This is a genomic window from Amycolatopsis coloradensis, assembly GCF_037997115.1.
Classification (GTDB): Bacteria; Actinomycetota; Actinomycetes; order Mycobacteriales; family Pseudonocardiaceae; genus Amycolatopsis; species Amycolatopsis coloradensis_A.
Genome location: NZ_CP150484.1, coordinates 5,650,798 through 5,662,889, shown reverse-complemented (window position 1 = coordinate 5,662,889; position 12,092 = coordinate 5,650,798). Strand labels below are relative to the sequence as shown.

Sequence of the window (12,092 nt, the reverse complement as noted above, 5' to 3'; positions counted from 1 at the left end):
GTCGTACAGGGCCAACTATTGCGCTTAGTAGTACGGGGACGGAGGTGAGTGTCCGGTGAAGTCCTACTAAAGCACCTAGTACTAAGACTCATGGGAGATGAAGCCGATCTTTGCTACGGTGGGAACCGTGAGTGTCTTCCCGGCTACTCTTCGTCGACTCGTCGCGGCCTTGCTGTTGCGGTCGTGGCGGGCTCCGGAGCTGGTGGCTGCCTGGACGGGCACGGCGACGGCACCGTCTTCGACCTCGCGCGCCGGGCAGGCTTCCCGGAATTCCCGTGGCTGGCCCTGACGGTGATCGGCGCGCTCTGTGCCTGGGGATTGCGTGGTCTCGACCGGAGCCGCCTTCAGACGAGCGTCGTCCAGTAACTCCAGAAGGCCTGCAGGACCGCGACGGTGATGGCGGCGTACCAGACCACGAGGACCACGCTGTGGTATCGGATCGCCGCCTTCACCTCCGGTCCTTTGTGGAGGTTGTGCAGGGTCGTGTACCAGAAGACGGCGATGGTGACCGCCCAGACGACCATGCAGTACGGGCACAGCGCGCCGATGACGTACAGGCTCTGCAGCATCAGCCAGTGCACGAAGACGACACCGAGGGCCGCGCCGGCTTGCAGGCCCAGCCAGTACCAGCGAGGGAGCTTTGCTCCGCCGAGCAACGCGACCCCGGTCGTCACGACCACGCCGAACCCGGCGATCCCCAGCAACGGATTGGGGAACCCGAACAGCTCGGCCTGCGGCGTCTTCATGATCGACCCGCAGCTGAGCACCGGGTTGACACTGCAGGTCGGGATGTAGGAGAAGTCCTTGAGCAGCGCGATCTTCTCGACGGTGAGCACGAACGACGCCAGCAGCCCGATCGCGCCGCCGGCCAGCAGCACCCACGGTGTCACCCGAACGGCGAACGGCGTCATTTCGCCAGTTCCCGGTCTATGACGGCCTTGAGGCCCTGATAGGACGGTGAACCCGAGAACTTGACGCCGTTGACGAAGAACGTCGGCGTGCCCTCGACGCCGATGTTCGAGCCGTCGGTGCGGTCGGCGAGCACCCGGCCGAGGGTGACCGGGTCGTCGAGCGCGGTTTCGAAGACCTGCAAGTCGAGACCCAGTTCGCGGGCGAACCCGAGGAAGGTCTCGCGGTGGGAGACCTGCTGGTCGCCCCACTCCGGCTGCTTCTCGAACATCAGACGGTACATCGGTTCGAGCTTGCCCTGTCCACCCGCCGCCTCCACGGCCCGCGCGGCGAGTTCGGCGTTCTGATGGCTCGGGATGGGGAAGTAGCGCATCACGAAGGTGACACGGTCGCCGTACTCGGCTCGGAGGCGTTCGACGCCGGGAAACGCGGCGCCGCACGCCTCGCATTCGAGGTCGAGAAACTCCACGACGGTCACCTTGCTGCCCGGCGGGTCGGAGAGCCGATGGCTGTCCGGCCGGACGAGGATCGACGCGGGTACGACCGGGGGTGTGTCCGCCTGCCCGCTCGGGGCGTACTCACCCAGATTGGTGACGACGAGCAACGCGGCCACGACCGCGACGACGACGGCCACGACCGTCAGGGAAACCTTGGTGTTCTTGGTCATTCTGTTGTGTCCTTGGCTCGGTTCCGGCAACTGAAAGCGGCAGGGGCTTTGCCGGATCAGGTACGGGAAACGCAGAGCTGGACGAGCGGTGGAGTGGTCGTCGAACGCCTTGCCGGGGAGGACGGCGGTACTCCCGTCCCACCGGGGCGATGATGCCGGACGAGCAGGACGAGCGCGGCCAGCAGTGCCATGCCGATCCCCGCGACGTCGTCGAGGTGGTTGTCCGGATGGGGCTGTTCCGCCGGGCTCAGCAGGGACTCGGCCGGCTCGCATTCGTCGGCCGGGGTCGTGGTGTGGGTGGCTTCGACGGCGAACAGGGGAGCGCAGGGCGAACCGGCCGCCGCCGCTCCGTCACTGCACAAGGAACCCTGCAAGAGGGCGACAGCGGTGAGCACGGCCAGCACGGCGAAAAGCCGCGCTGTCATCCTCATAGTCCGTCTGCCGGTCACGCGGTGCAGGGTAAAGGTGACCTTGTAAAGCCGGGGCGAACTCGGACGAACCGGCTACAGATGTCTACGCGGTCCTGCCGGTTTCCGACCATGCCGCCGCCGTCGCCTGGTAGGAGCAGTGGATCGGGCGGCGGCCCGACACCGAACCCATGGAAGGCGTCGCGGAATGGCAGATCACCGGGAACGCCGGGCTCCAGGTCGCCCACGACCCGGAAGCCGCGGGTAGGAGCACCGTGGTCCTCGTCGTCGAGGACATCGACGAGACCGTCGGCGGCCTCGCGGGGCGCGGCGTGGGGTGCGGCCCGATCCAGGACTTCGGCTTCGTCAAGCTGACGGAGATCGCGGATCCGGCGGGCAACAAGGTCACCTTCGTCTGGGAGAACCCTTCGCAGGGGTAGGCCGCCAATTCTTTCCGGAAAATGACGGGATCGCGCGGAGCGTTGCCCGTGGCGGGCCGCCGATGGTCCGATTCCCTCCGTCATCGACACTGGAGGGAATCCCATGAAGCATTCGAGGCGCAAGACCCTCGCGCTGGCACTGCTGGTGCCGTTCGCCGCGCTCGTCGCGGTGCCCGGCGCGGAGGCCGCCGAGGTGGCGACCGAACGCACGATCAAGGTCGTCACCTACAACGTGGGCGACGCGGGCGGGCTCAAGGCCGACCTCGTCCGTCTCCTCGAGACCGAACGCCCCGCCGTCATCGGGCTGCAGGAGGTCGCCGACCGCGAGGAGGTGGTGAAGGAGGCCGCGGCCGCGACGGGGTACGTCGCCATCTACGAGTCGGACCGTCGCGCTGTCAAGCACAACGCCATCCTCGTGCGCGGCACCATGTCCGTCACCGGCCACGGCGCGCACGAGATCTCACCCGCGTCCAAAGTGGACCCGTCCACACCCGGTACCGGCCCCGCGGAGCCCGGCGACTGTGGCTGCTGGGTGCCACCGAAGTACGTCAACTGGGTGCGGGTGGGAGGCGCGGGCTTCGAGTGGGTCGTGGGCGTCGTGCACCTGACCCCGTCCGCGCAGCGGTTCGCCCTCAACCGTGAACTGCACAATCTGCAGGTCCGTGCCACCGCGGACTGGTTCTCCTCGCGTGCGGCCGAGCCCGTCGTCATGGGTGACTTCAACGCCGAACCGGGTTCGGACCTGATGACGGGGCTGCGGCGAGTGGCCGATTCCTACAGCGCTCCGAGCCATGGCACCAGGTCCATCGACCACGTGTGGGCGAAGAAGGACTCGACAGGGTCCGCGGTGGACGCCCTCGGCGGCTACGGAAGTGACCACCGTCCGGTGCGCGTTCGGGTGACGGTGACCCGATGATGCGACGCGCCCTGATCGCCCTCGTATGCGGCGTCAGCCTGCTGACGGCCGTGCCGTCCGCGACAGCCGAAACCGGGCCGCGCGACGAGTCGCTGGACTTCCGGTTCCCGGCGGCGGATCTGATGCGGGTGCCGGAGACGAACACCTATGTCGCGGTCGGCGCGAGCATTCCCGGCAAGAAGTTGCCGTACACCGAAGTCGAGTTCGGTGGCGGATCGTTCCAGCGCCGAGGCGCCGTCGATGGCGACGCCTGGGACGGCGTCACGTTCCCCGCGGGATACTGGGCGAGACCCGACTCTCCACTGTGGACACCGGCGTTGTTCGCGCACCAGGAGGACGGCCGTGTCGTCTACTATGTGTTCTACAGCGCGGCGCTTCCCGGCCCCGAGCCCGCCGGCCAGGCGAAACACTGCGTCGGCTACGCCACCTCGTTGCGGGCCACGGGAGGCTTCGTCGCCAACGCCGATCCGCTGTTCTGCCCGGATCGCGGGTGGGCGATCGACGCCGACGTGAGCAGGGGACAAGGCGAGGTCTGGCTGACCTTGCGCAACGGCGCGTGGACGCAGGACCGCGTCACCGCTCTGGGGGCGGCGAAACTGGACTTCGACCGGCCTCGCCACGTGCGGCGGATAGCCGAAGCCGACGCGAAGAAGCTCATCGACAACGCGAATCTCGAGTGGACGCACCACAACAGTCCGTCCGACGACGTCCTCACGATCGAGAATCCCAACGCCGTCCGCATCGACGGTGGCTGGTACCTCTTCTACTCGGGGAACAACTGGTACGCGAACCGCTATGCGACCGGCGTCGCCTACTGCGGAACCGCGCTGACCGACAACCGGTGCACCCCGATGGCCGAGCAGCGGGCGTATTTCTCCTATCAGCCGGACCCGGACGGTGAGCCGCGATTCCGGCCCGGTCTGCCGGACGAGTACCGCAAGAAGAACCTGCCGGGCAACAAGCGGGGTCCTGGCGCGTTCAACGCGTTCCAGGCGCCCGATGGTTCGTGGTGGGCTTCGTGGAATTACATCACCGACGCGAGCTTGCTTCCGCATGAGGATCCTTCGCCGGAACGGCGGAGCCGGATCGCCCGGTTGGTGAAAACCGGCAGTGGGGCAGCGGCCGAATTCAGCGTGCGGTGGTGACCCGCCGGATGATTGATCTCCGGATCACCGGGTAATCGCCTCGTGCCGGCCTCCACCAGCCGGATGCGACACCAACGGAGTTGAGAACCATGACACACGCATACGAAGAGCCCGAGTCATCGGCCGAACGGGTGGCCGTGCCGGAACCACGCGGCGAGAACGATGCCCTGGAGGAAACGGCTTTCGAGCTTGAGCCCACGATCGTGCTCGGCCGGGAGTGAGCCTTCACTAGGGATGGAGGCCGGCTCCTACGACGAGCCGGCCTCTCCCCGTGACGACCTCGGTGCCGGTCGTTACCGGCTCTGCCGGGCGCGAGCGGTCTCGCGGCGGCTGGCTTTCTCGAGCGCCTTGACCAGTTCGCTCTTCGACATGCGGGAACGCCCGCGAACCCCGAGCTCGCGGGCCCGCTGATACAGGTGCTCCTTTCCGGCTCGCGCGTCGACGCCTCCGTGGGTGCTCTTCGTACGCTGCCCGGCACCGCCCGCGGCCTGCTCGTCGGACGGCCCGCGGCGCTCCTTCGGCTCCCAATGATCACCGACTTTTTCGAAGGAGTGCTTCACGGCCGCGAACGCGGTCTGGCTGGCACGGCGGCCGGGCCCGTAGGTTTCGAGCGCCGAATCATGCGCGGCCACCCAGGTGTCCTGAGCCTCGCGCGGCGAACGCAAGAGCGTGCTGGGCAGGTCTTCCCGTCCTGGCATGGCGGACCTCCTTCCTCACGGATCGCGCTATCGGATAACCGATCCCGGCCCGGTCGAAACCAAGGGTGAGTAGGGCGAGCCCTACCGCGCGGCGTCGAGCAGGCACCACGACGCATCCACGGGCTGACCCGATGGTCCAGGACGAGGCGGGCCGCGATGCTGGACCCGATCGATCCGAAGTACTCGAACTAAGGAAACGTATGACGAGAGCGGGTTCCGTGCGCAGCCACCTGATTCGTGCCGCCAGTGTTGCGCTGGTGGGAGCTTTCTGCGCGATCGCCTTACCCGGCAGTGCCGATGCCGTGGTGAACGGGAAGGACTCCACCGAGCGCTACGAGTTCATGGCGTCGATCCCGGAGGTCGTGCCCGAGCTGAACAACGCCAAAGGTGTCTGCGGGGCCGTGCTGATCCACCCGCAGTGGGTGGTGACCGCGGCGCACTGTGTCGACCCGGGGAACAACCCGGCTCAGCCGGAGGGGACGGTGCGCGTCGGCAGCGAGCGCCGGACCTCCGGCGGCACCGTGCGGGCGATCGATCGCATGGTGCGCCACCCCGGTTACCAGCCAGGTGCGCCGAACAAGAACGACATCGCGCTGGTACGCCTGGACCGCCCCGTCTCCGAACAGCCCATCCGCATCGCCGGCCGCCCCGGCCGCCCCGGCACACCGACACGCTTGATGGGCTTCGGCACCACGGTCGACACCGCCGACATCACCGAAGTGGTCTTCCCCGAACGACTCCAGCAGCTCGACACCCGCCGGGGAGCGGTGTCGGAATGCTCGCCCGGCTACGCGGACTCGACCCGGCTCTGCACGATCAGCCGCGAGCCTGGTGCGATGGCGTGCATGGGGGACTCCGGCGGACCGCAGATCCAGCGCGGGAAGTGGGGCCGATGGGAGCTGATCGGCGTCACCTCGGGGCCTGGTGACAACGACGTGCCCTGCGCCAACGGACCCGGCCTCTACACCAGCGTGCCCGCCTACAAGGGCTGGATCCACCGCACCATTCTCGGACACCACTGACGCTCCTGCGCTTCGGCAGCGGGCGAGGATGGTGACCTGACCGTCCTCGCCCGCTTGCCGACGCTTCACCGGGGCGCCAGCGCCTCCAAAGACGACAGCTGCGCCTTGTGCAGGTTCGAGATGATGTTCCTCGGCTTGTCCGCGGCCTTGCTGTAGTAGTGCGCGCCGGACTCGAACGCCAGGTAGACGTTGCTGCCGTAGACCGTCAGCCCCTCGGACATGCTCGGCGCGCGGAAGCAGTGCTTCTTGGCCGTGTCCAGGTCTTTGTCGCCGGCGCCGCGCCGGACCACGTAGAGGTTGCTGCGGTTGTTCCTGCCGTGCGAAGTGCTGTAGATGAACAGGTCCTTGGTGACGATGAGGCCCTGCGTCTTCGTCGGCACCTCCCACGACCCCGGCCGGTAGCCCAGCTTGCCGTCGGCGCCGACGGTGTACGAGTGCATCAGTCCGCGCTCGGAGTCTTCGAACTTGCCCGCCCACAGGGTGTTGCTCGGGCCGTGGCTGGTAAGGAACGAGGAGGCGTAGACGGTCTGCGCCTTGCCTTCCTGCTCAATGGGCAGCGACTTCTTGATCGCGGTCTTCAGCTTCGCCAGCGAGTACTTGCGAATCGTGTCGCCCTTGCCCGACACGAATGCCCAACCCTGCTTCTCGAATACGGCGATCCCGCCGACGTGCGAGTAAGCGAGCAGCGCCTGGCCGACCTGCTTGCCGGTCTTGGCGTCGATCCCGATGATGATCGCGCTGCGGTGGCCCGACTCGTACGAGGTGACCAGGATCAGGTCGTTCGACCCGTCCCAGTTCGACCAGGTCGCCGTGCCCTGCGGGATGTTGGTCGCCAGCGCGGGCACAGGGTGACTCTTGCTGAACCGGTTGTCGTAGGCGTAAGAGGCCGATTCCCCGTGGTAGAAGGGGCCGTCCTTGCCGCTGGACTTCGTGTCGCAGGTGATGGCCGCGGCCTCAGCGGAGGCGGTGCCCACCGTGGTGAGGCCGAGCATCAGCACGCTCGCCGCGGCAGTGATCGTCGCCTTCTTGAGTAGGGTCTTCATGCATCCCCTTGTAGTCGTGGTACGTCCAGTTCTCAACTGGGACTCGCGGGAAGCTCTCGCGGTTCCCTGCGCGACTTCGCCATGCGCGGATGATCGCGAGGTGCTGATGCGGCAGGCCAACAACGCCCTTTGCGCCTTGGCGAAAAGGGTGTGTGCCCGGTCCGTCTCGCCGGTGACACTGATGCCCACGCCCTGACGAAATGGGGCCGCTTAACCAATCCGCACCATGAGGGGACGAAAAGTGATACGCAGGATCGCTATGACCGCCGGGATGGTCGCCGCCTTGGCTCTGGGCGCCTTTGCCGTCCCGGCCTCTGCGGCCGCCGACACACCGGATGGAGCGCACTGGTACATCGGGAGCGGAAACGCCTACGGCGAGGTCAGGTGGAATGACCACCACGAAGGCAAGGATTATGACCAGCTGTTTCTCAACGACGACCTCTTCCCGCCCGGCTATTCCGTCAAAATGACGGTGGTCCACGACTCCTTCGAAAAGACCGTCCACGCCAAGAACGGTGCGACGGTCATCGTGAAGATCCCTGGTTTCGCCAACGGTGAGACGGCCAAGTTCAAAGCCTGCGCTTGGGACAACGGTGAGGAAGTGACCTGTCGGCCCTGGACCACGATCACCGAGTAGGCCGGGACCTCGGCGCGGGGCGTCCGGCAGCTGGGGCGACGTGCCCCGGCGGGCCTTGACGTCAGCGGAAGCCGCGACACCGCTGCGGTGTCGCGGCTTCTCGGCGCTACCAGAAGCGTCCATTGCGGACAGCGAGCTTCATGAATCCGCGAGCGCAGGTCACCTGCAGCGAATCCGGACGCTCTCGCTCTCCTTGCGGTCGCGGTAATCATCCCTGCCATCGCGTGCGAAGTGCTCGGATACTGTCCGGTAGCGGCCCCGCTCGCACTCAGCTTCGGCGTCGGCGCGCACCCACCTGGCGTCCTCCCTCCTTCCGAGATCCTCCTCGACGTTCTCCCACTCGCCGTCATCATATTTCTGCAGCCACGTTCGTACCCCGATCACCTCCACCTCGTCGCGGCAGCGGGTTACGGCGCGGGCACGCACGATGTCGCCGTCTTGCGTCGGGCGCTCCACCCGGCCCTCGCACTCCAATTGCGGCAGTGCCTCAGCCGTCCCAGTGGCCGCCTCGGCGGCGGACGCGCCCCCCGCGAGGAGTCCGGAAATAAAGAGTGTCACACTCGCCGCGACCAGCGAGCGCCGAACAATTGAATTCGACAAAACAATTCTCCTCACATATCAAGAAAAGAAAAGGCCGATGTAGCTCATTGTCAGGTCGAAAATCAGGTGAGGACAAGTAGCCACTTCCTGGCCCTGGAACCGGCGGCAAGACAGGCGGACAAGCCTCGCCCACCACAGCTCCGGCCGCGCACTGGCGCCCCCGCTCCGCCGTACGGTCGATGCGCTGCTCCGGCCTCCTGGCGCAGAGTAAGCCTTGTCCCTCATAGTGACGGGGACTGACAAGTACTGCTTGCGCCATGCCGGACCACCACGCAGCTATGCGGCTGTTGCTTCGCAAGGCGTGTCTCAACGCGGTTGAGGATGATCGCCAGTGCCTGGATCTGCTCGTCGGTGATCGGTGGCCAGTCGGCGACGATGACGGCCACGGCCGGCACCGGAACGGGATGGCCGCACCAGGGTTCCGGCGGAGGCGGGTAGCTCCCCGGCCACGCCCGTCTCCGCCGGGCGCCACGTTGCGGGAGGCGCGTTGACGGTACGGCTGTTCTTCGGGCGCCCGCGTCCCGGCACGGTGGGCGAGTCCCGCCGCGTGGTGCACGTGTTCGCGGTGCCGGACACCGACACCATCCGGAGTTATGCGGACAGGCGAAGGTTGGCGGCTGGAACGCTTATAGCGGGCTGCCGAAGATCATGGCCGATGGCGGCGCGTTCCCGGGCGCCCAGGTCCCAGCCGATGGAATACCGCACCGTCCGCCATGGTGAGCCGTTCAGGGCCGTGATGTGGTCGACCAGACCGTGGGACGAGCCCGCACCGTCCACAGTGATCAGCAGGTCACGGCGATAGCGGGCCGGGATCTGGGCGATGGCCTCATCCAGGACCTCGATGTGATCGGCCACCGTGTTGGAACCCCCGCTTCCCTTGCGCGGCAACAACGCCAGCGACTCGCCGGTGTTGTCACGCCAGGCCATCAACGGAGCAGGCCTACCGGGACGGCATCGTCGACCACAACCCGGCGAGGGTGACCGGCCGGCAGAAACAGTACAAGCAGGCCGAGGACGAACTGGAAGACCCGCGGGCCCTGGCGCTGCCGGACTGGCACACCTTGACCAGGCTCGCGGACGCGCTCGTCGCGCGCTCGCACGGTGAGTACCGCAGCTGGGGCGACGTGGCGCTGTTCGCGGCGTGTACTGCCGCCCGGATCGGCGAAGTCTCGGGCTGCCGGTGAAAGACATCGACACTACGACCTGGACGCGGAACCTCCGGCGGCAGATCACCCCCGGGCCCGGCGGGCTGCTGGACAAGGGCGAACGGGCCCGGAAAGTACCCCTGATCGAGGACATTCGGGAACTGGTCGAGCACCGGATCGCCCTGACCGACGGGAACCCCGACGACCGGCTCTTCCGCGGGCCCCGCGGCGGCCGCATCACCACCGCGGTGCTGCGCGACGCGACCTACTGGGACGACGTGGTCGCCCAGCTCGGATACGAGCACCTGCGCCGCCACGACCTGCGGCACACCGGGCTGACCTGGATGGCCGCCCCCGGCGTTCCGTGCACCATCCGCGGAAGATCGCCGGCCACGGCTCGATCACGACAACCCAGAGGTACCTGTACCCGACCACCGCGCCATCACGGAGGCGGGGGAGATGCTCAGCGAGCATCTGCGGGCACCACGGTCAGGACGGCTCCAGTTCGTCCGATAGAAGAATTGCCAGAAATTCAGGAGACGCTCCGCCTTCTCGAAGGCGGAGCGTTTCTTTTTGGCGTTTTAGGACCGGACGGAAGCGCGTACCGGCCGACAGCACGAATGCCGGAAGGCGCCGACGAAGCTCAATCCGGGTGTGCCCGTTAAAGGCGTTGTTCACGCTGCCGCACGCACCGCCCGCCTATGGGGTCGTACACACCGTTCTCGTGGCCCTACCGGCCCCGCGGTGGACCAGATCCCAGCCATCAGCCCGCCGCCTGGTCCAAAGCCAGCCCCGGCGACCTGGCGCTGTTTTGCCCGGGTCAAGTGCGCCAGAGACGCTCCAGACCGTGACTTGGTCCCTACGTGGTCCCCAAGCAGCTGCTTCGGTATTCACTGAAGAATTTTGTCCGGTGGCACGAAAAAGCCGCTTGGCCTGGGTCTTCACCCAAGCCAAGCGGCTTCGTCTTCCGGTCGGGCTGACAGGATTCGAACCTGCGACCCCTTGACCCCCAGTCAAGTGCGCTACCAAACTGCGCCACAGCCCGGACCCGCGCTCCGTGGAGTGCGATGTGAGTACTTTAGCGGGTCCCGGACAGGGGCTTGCAACCAGGGGTCACTGTGTGTCTGAGCTGGGAAAACGGTCCGTGAGGGCCGCCCTGCCGGATTCGGGCGGCCCTTACGCGGTCACTGGGGGTTGCCGGCGTGGGTGAGGGTCTGCCAGGAGACGAACAGGTTGTTGGTGCCCGCCGGGCGCTGGCGCAGGGTGAGGGCCTCGGTGTTGCTCATGGTGTGCCCGAGGCGCGTGTGGAGATGGTTGTAGCCGACCTCGGTGATCGGGCCGAGGCCGAGCTTCAGGCCGCCGCCGCAAAGCCACGACGGGACGGCCGCGCCCATCTGGTACTTCGCGTGGAAGCCGAGGCCTTCGCGGAGGCGGTCGGCGATCTCGGGGTAGAGGTCCTGGCCCTGGATGCGGGTGGTCTCGGCGAAGTTCGCGATGGCGGCGAGGCCGTAGCCGGTGTGAGTGAAGTCGCGGCAGGTCTCCTGGGAGAGGCCGTTGACGAACGTCGTCTGGCCTTGCCAGTACTTGACGATCTTGTCGCGGGTGTCCAGGCCGCTGCCGGGCGCGGTCTTCGGGAGCGCACCGTCGCTGGTCAAGTAGAGGTAAGCGGGGACGCGGGTGCGGAACTTCGCGACGGCCCTGTCGTAGGCCGCCTTGTCGTCGAGGAACACGGCGATGCCGATCGCGGCCTCGGTCATGCTGAGTTCCCAGTTGCCGTTGCTGTGGCTGCCGTTGATCACCTCGGGCAGGTACACGTTCCGGAGCATGGTGCCGAAGCGGCCGGAATTCGGCCAGCTCGTGTACGTGTGCTTGATGATCTCCGCCGCGCGCGGCCACGAGGAGGCCGACCACGCCGACTGCAGGGGAGCGTTGCTGTTCGTGTGATCCTTCAGTATCGCGGACCACGCGTCCATGATCTCGATCGCTTTGGTCGCGTATTTCGCGTCCCGCGTGATGTACCACGCCAGCGAAAGCGAATACGCGGCGATCGCGTCTTGCCGCTCATCGGTACAGCCGATGTTCGGATTCGAATAGGAACCGCATTCGACGATGGCGCGGGGTTTCGGTGACCGCGACAGTGAGGCGTACGAACTCGACATCATCGCGTCGTAAGCCTGTTTCCACGGTTGCGCGCCGGCCTGCACCTTGGCGCGGACGAAATCCAATTGCGGGCGGCTGACCAGTACGCCGGGATGGGTGAAGGTGGCGGGTGCGGCCTGCGAGGGGGCACTGAAAAGGCCCAGTGCCAACGGGACGAGCGTGGTCAGGGCGAGCAGTTTCCTCGGTAGGGACATGGGACTCCTCGAGTGGGTGTGAACCAGGTCACCGGCGGCGCGCGATTCAGTGTCATGGTCTGAACCAGGTGCGTCAAGACCTTTGTTCACCCCGAAAAGAAAGAGGGCC

At 66.9% G+C, this 12,092-nt stretch carries 17 protein-coding genes and 1 tRNA gene; 9 read left to right on the top strand and 9 right to left on the bottom strand.

The annotated features are described in order from the left end of the window. Positions 1-183: 183 nt before the first annotated feature. Positions 184-366 (top strand): hypothetical protein, encoded by a 183-nt coding sequence (locus LCL61_RS26535; RefSeq protein WP_340682226.1) that lies wholly within the window; start codon positions 184-186, stop codon positions 364-366. On the opposite strand, the gene LCL61_RS26530 is transcribed toward LCL61_RS26535, so the two are convergent. The 3 genes from LCL61_RS26530 to LCL61_RS26520 are packed head-to-tail and all read right to left on the bottom strand — an operon-like array spanning position 345 to position 2,001. Continuing rightward, positions 345-911 carry a vitamin K epoxide reductase family protein gene (locus LCL61_RS26530; protein WP_340682225.1) on the bottom strand — a complete coding sequence of 189 codons (567 nt, stop codon included), beginning with the start codon at positions 909-911 and terminating at the stop codon, positions 345-347. The genes LCL61_RS26535 and LCL61_RS26530 overlap by 22 nt on opposite strands. Beyond that, positions 908-1,576, bottom strand: coding sequence for a DsbA family protein (locus LCL61_RS26525; protein WP_340682224.1), 669 nt, complete (start codon positions 1,574-1,576; stop codon positions 908-910). Before LCL61_RS26525 ends, LCL61_RS26530 begins: the two co-directional genes overlap by 4 nt. A 56-nt stretch (positions 1,577-1,632) precedes the next feature. After that, positions 1,633-2,001, bottom strand: a complete 369-nt coding sequence (locus LCL61_RS26520; protein WP_340682223.1) for a hypothetical protein — start codon at positions 1,999-2,001, stop codon at positions 1,633-1,635. A 173-nt stretch (positions 2,002-2,174) separates the two neighbouring features. Between LCL61_RS26520 and LCL61_RS26515 the strand changes: the two genes are divergently transcribed. The 4 genes from LCL61_RS26515 (at position 2,175) to LCL61_RS26500 (ending at position 4,705) form a co-directional block, all read left to right on the top strand. Next, the gene (locus tag LCL61_RS26515) at positions 2,175-2,423 is read left to right on the top strand and encodes a hypothetical protein (protein WP_340682222.1); all 249 of its coding nucleotides are present in this window, start codon (positions 2,175-2,177) and stop codon (positions 2,421-2,423) included. A gap of 103 nt (positions 2,424-2,526) precedes the next feature. After that, positions 2,527-3,339: an endonuclease/exonuclease/phosphatase family protein gene (locus tag LCL61_RS26510; RefSeq protein WP_340682221.1), complete on the top strand. Its 813-nt coding sequence runs from the start codon at positions 2,527-2,529 to the stop codon at positions 3,337-3,339. Continuing rightward, positions 3,336-4,484 (top strand): family 43 glycosylhydrolase, encoded by a 1,149-nt coding sequence (locus tag LCL61_RS26505; RefSeq protein WP_340682220.1) that lies wholly within the window; start codon positions 3,336-3,338, stop codon positions 4,482-4,484. The genes LCL61_RS26510 and LCL61_RS26505 overlap by 4 nt, the downstream gene beginning before the upstream one ends. A gap of 89 nt (positions 4,485-4,573) precedes the next feature. Continuing rightward, entirely contained in the window at positions 4,574-4,705 is a 132-nt protein-coding gene (locus LCL61_RS26500) for a hypothetical protein (RefSeq protein WP_340682219.1), read from the top strand. A gap of 72 nt (positions 4,706-4,777) precedes the next feature. Here LCL61_RS26500 and LCL61_RS26495 read toward each other — a convergent pair whose 3' ends face one another. Further along, positions 4,778-5,182 carry a ChaB family protein gene (locus tag LCL61_RS26495; protein ID WP_340682218.1) on the bottom strand — a complete coding sequence of 135 codons (405 nt, stop codon included), beginning with the start codon at positions 5,180-5,182 and terminating at the stop codon, positions 4,778-4,780. Positions 5,183-5,439: 257 nt separating this feature from the next. Between LCL61_RS26495 and LCL61_RS26490 the strand changes: the two genes are divergently transcribed. Continuing rightward, complete coding sequence (locus LCL61_RS26490) at positions 5,440-6,204, top strand: serine protease (RefSeq protein WP_340682217.1); 765 nt, start codon at positions 5,440-5,442, stop codon at positions 6,202-6,204. Positions 6,205-6,269: 65 nt separating this feature from the next. Here LCL61_RS26490 and LCL61_RS26485 read toward each other — a convergent pair whose 3' ends face one another. Continuing rightward, the gene (locus LCL61_RS26485; protein WP_340682216.1) at positions 6,270-7,247 is read right to left on the bottom strand and encodes a hypothetical protein; all 978 of its coding nucleotides are present in this window, start codon (positions 7,245-7,247) and stop codon (positions 6,270-6,272) included. A gap of 259 nt (positions 7,248-7,506) precedes the next feature. Here LCL61_RS26485 and LCL61_RS26480 point away from each other — a divergent pair, with 259 nt between their 5' ends. Next, positions 7,507-7,884, top strand: a complete 378-nt coding sequence (locus LCL61_RS26480) for a hypothetical protein (protein WP_340682215.1) — start codon at positions 7,507-7,509, stop codon at positions 7,882-7,884. A gap of 159 nt (positions 7,885-8,043) precedes the next feature. On the opposite strand, the gene LCL61_RS26475 is transcribed toward LCL61_RS26480, so the two are convergent. Both LCL61_RS26475 and LCL61_RS26470 read right to left on the bottom strand, forming a co-directional pair. Continuing rightward, entirely contained in the window at positions 8,044-8,499 is a 456-nt protein-coding gene (locus LCL61_RS26475; protein WP_340682214.1) for a hypothetical protein, read from the bottom strand. Between the two features lie 576 nt (positions 8,500-9,075). Further along, positions 9,076-9,411, bottom strand: coding sequence for a hypothetical protein (locus LCL61_RS26470; protein ID WP_340682213.1), 336 nt, complete (start codon positions 9,409-9,411; stop codon positions 9,076-9,078). A gap of 50 nt (positions 9,412-9,461) precedes the next feature. On the opposite strand from LCL61_RS26470, the gene LCL61_RS26465 reads away from it, so the two are divergent. Beyond that, positions 9,462-9,668, top strand: a complete 207-nt coding sequence (locus LCL61_RS26465) for a hypothetical protein (RefSeq protein WP_340682212.1) — start codon at positions 9,462-9,464, stop codon at positions 9,666-9,668. Further along, positions 9,626-10,294, top strand: coding sequence for a tyrosine-type recombinase/integrase (locus tag LCL61_RS26460; protein WP_340682211.1), 669 nt, complete (start codon positions 9,626-9,628; stop codon positions 10,292-10,294). Before LCL61_RS26465 ends, LCL61_RS26460 begins: the two co-directional genes overlap by 43 nt. A gap of 306 nt (positions 10,295-10,600) precedes the next feature. Here the strand turns inward: LCL61_RS26460 and LCL61_RS26455 are convergent. Together LCL61_RS26455 and LCL61_RS26450 are read right to left on the bottom strand one after the other, a co-directional pair. Then, positions 10,601-10,674, bottom strand: a tRNA-Pro gene (locus tag LCL61_RS26455). A gap of 139 nt (positions 10,675-10,813) precedes the next feature. Further along, positions 10,814-11,983 carry an alginate lyase family protein gene (locus LCL61_RS26450; protein ID WP_340682210.1) on the bottom strand — a complete coding sequence of 390 codons (1,170 nt, stop codon included), beginning with the start codon at positions 11,981-11,983 and terminating at the stop codon, positions 10,814-10,816. Positions 11,984-12,092: the final 109 nt, after the last annotated feature.